The 2014-nt window shown below is 65.0% G+C and carries 3 protein-coding genes; 2 read left to right on the top strand and 1 reads right to left on the bottom strand.

From position 1 onward, the window contains the following. Positions 1 to 69: 69 nt before the first annotated feature. The gene (locus tag ETD83_RS41515; RefSeq protein WP_138650716.1) at positions 70 to 459 is read right to left on the bottom strand and encodes an ATP-binding protein; all 390 of its coding nucleotides are present in this window, start codon (positions 457 to 459) and stop codon (positions 70 to 72) included. A 136-nt stretch (positions 460 to 595) separates the two neighbouring features. On the opposite strand from ETD83_RS41515, the gene ETD83_RS41510 reads away from it, so the two are divergent. Both ETD83_RS41510 and ETD83_RS41505 read left to right on the top strand, forming a co-directional pair. After that, the gene (locus ETD83_RS41510; protein WP_138650715.1) at positions 596 to 1405 is read left to right on the top strand and encodes a helix-turn-helix domain-containing protein; all 810 of its coding nucleotides are present in this window, start codon (positions 596 to 598) and stop codon (positions 1403 to 1405) included. Next, entirely contained in the window at positions 1396 to 1584 is a 189-nt protein-coding gene (locus ETD83_RS41505) for a DUF397 domain-containing protein (protein ID WP_138650714.1), read from the top strand. Before ETD83_RS41510 ends, ETD83_RS41505 begins: the two co-directional genes overlap by 10 nt. Positions 1585 to 2014: the final 430 nt, after the last annotated feature.

Below are 2014 nucleotides of genomic sequence, written 5' to 3'. Positions count from 1 at the left end.
GCGTGGGTGTTGGGGCGGGTGTGAGGACGCGGAGGGGCGGTCCCCTCCGGCCGCCCCTCCGCGTGGTCTTCACGAGTTGAGGACGGCGAAGACGACCTTGCCGACGTTCCCGGCCAGCGGGCGGGTCCCCCAGCATCGGGTGTACTGCTCCACGACGAACAGGCCGCGGCCCGACTCGCCGTTGACGTCCGCGCTGATGATGCGTGGCATGACGCATGTGGAGTCCTGGACCTCCACCCACACCACGCCCTGGTCGGTGCGGCCGATGCGGAAGATCACCTCGTCGTCGGCCGTCGTCGCGTACCGGAGAGCGTTGGTGACCAGCTCGCTCGCGATCAGGCATGGGACGAAGTCGTCCACGTGCCAGCCCCCAGTTACCAGCCGGACGAAGGTGCGCACCTCCGCCACCGCCCGCAGGTCTCGTTTGACGACCATCTCGCTCTGCACCGCCTCGCCCATGACCAGCTCCTTACTATGTGTGTCGCAAAACACACAGTGAGCTACTTTCGGGCTACGATGTGTCTACCCCCAACAGGTGGCAGACAGCGGTAGGTGAGCTCCCCAGCTCGACAGATACCACCGAAAGGCAAACGTTATGCCCCCGCGACGACAACGTCCCCGTGAGTCGCCCGCCCTCGTCGCTTTCGGACGCCAGATGCGTCGGATGCGTGAGGCCAAGGGAGCCAAGCAAGAGACCATCGCCCATATAACGAAGGTGAGCGGTCCCCAGGTCAGCCGCATCGAAGGCGGGAAGAAGCGCGCCACACGTTCGTTCGTGGTGGCCGTGGATGACTTTCTGGAGGCAGGCGGCTCGCTTATCAGCCTGTGGGAGGACCTGAACAAGGACGGGCATCCAGTACCGATATGGTTCGACTGGCCGCAGGTAGAAGCCGACGCAACCATGCTGGTCTGCTGGCAGCACTCGGTGATTCCCGGATTGGCCCAGACCCCCGCCTACGCTCTGGCATTGCTGGGCGGCAACCAGGAGGCCGCAGACGCTCGCATCAGCCGTCAGACCATCCTCACCAGGGAAAACGACTCGATCCCACTGACCGTCGTGTTACTGCTCGACGAGGATGTGCTCCGCAAGCCCGTGGGGACCAGCGAGACGATGCGGGAACAGCTTGAACACCTCCTGGAGATGAGCTTGTTGCCCAACGTCACGATTCAAGTAGTGTTGTCAAGTGGTGAGCATGAGGGCGTCTTGGGCGACTTTGTGGTCGCGACGATGGAGGATCGGACCGAAGTCGCGTACATCGAGACGGCGATTCGCGGCATCACCACGGACAACCCGGCAGAACTGTCCACACTGGCACGGACCTTGGTCGAGCTCCGTTCACGGGCGCTCACGCAAGCGATGTCACGTGAGCTGATTCGGAAGGTCATCGAGGAGAGATGGACCTGAGAAACATTAAGTGGCGCAAGAGCACACACAGCGGACCCAACGGTGGTGAGTGCGTCGAAGTGGCGGACGTGGCCGGTGTGGTGGCGGTGCGGGACAGCAAGGACCCGGACGGGCCCGTCCTCATGGTGACGCGTGCGGCCCTGCGGACGGCCGTCCAGTCCGCCGCCACCACGCGCTGACCATCCGGCATCAACCACCTGCCAGATCCGACCCCTCGAACAGCGGCGAGTCGTCCCGTCCAAGTGGCCTGGACGACCCGCCGCACACCGCACGCCGAGCACGGCCTGGGCTCGTTCGCTGTCTCCAAAGCAATCAGACCGACCGCCCTCTGATGCGCTCCCGGCAGCCGCCGCGCTATCCCGTTGAAGGCGTGAATCCACTCTGCGGGCTCCAGCGGCCGGAAACTGCGTGGAACGGCCGCCGTCTCCGGGCACGACGTTTCCGTTCTCGCCTGATCAGGCTGGTACGAAGGCCCTTGCCTCGGACGCGGCCTCAGCCGGTGGCGGGCGGGCCTTCGGTGGTTGGGAGTTCTTCGAACACGGTGATCTGGAGGTCTGCTGGAGCGTCCAGGCGGGAGTTGAGCGAGTTCCACGGGGTGCGGGTGGGTGG

Origin of the sequence: Actinomadura soli, from assembly GCF_005889715.1 — a bacterium.
Classification (GTDB): domain Bacteria; phylum Actinomycetota; class Actinomycetes; order Streptosporangiales; family Streptosporangiaceae; genus Spirillospora; species Spirillospora soli.
Note: the sequence above shows the minus strand (reverse complement) of the source record. Positions and strands in the feature narration are given on the sequence as shown.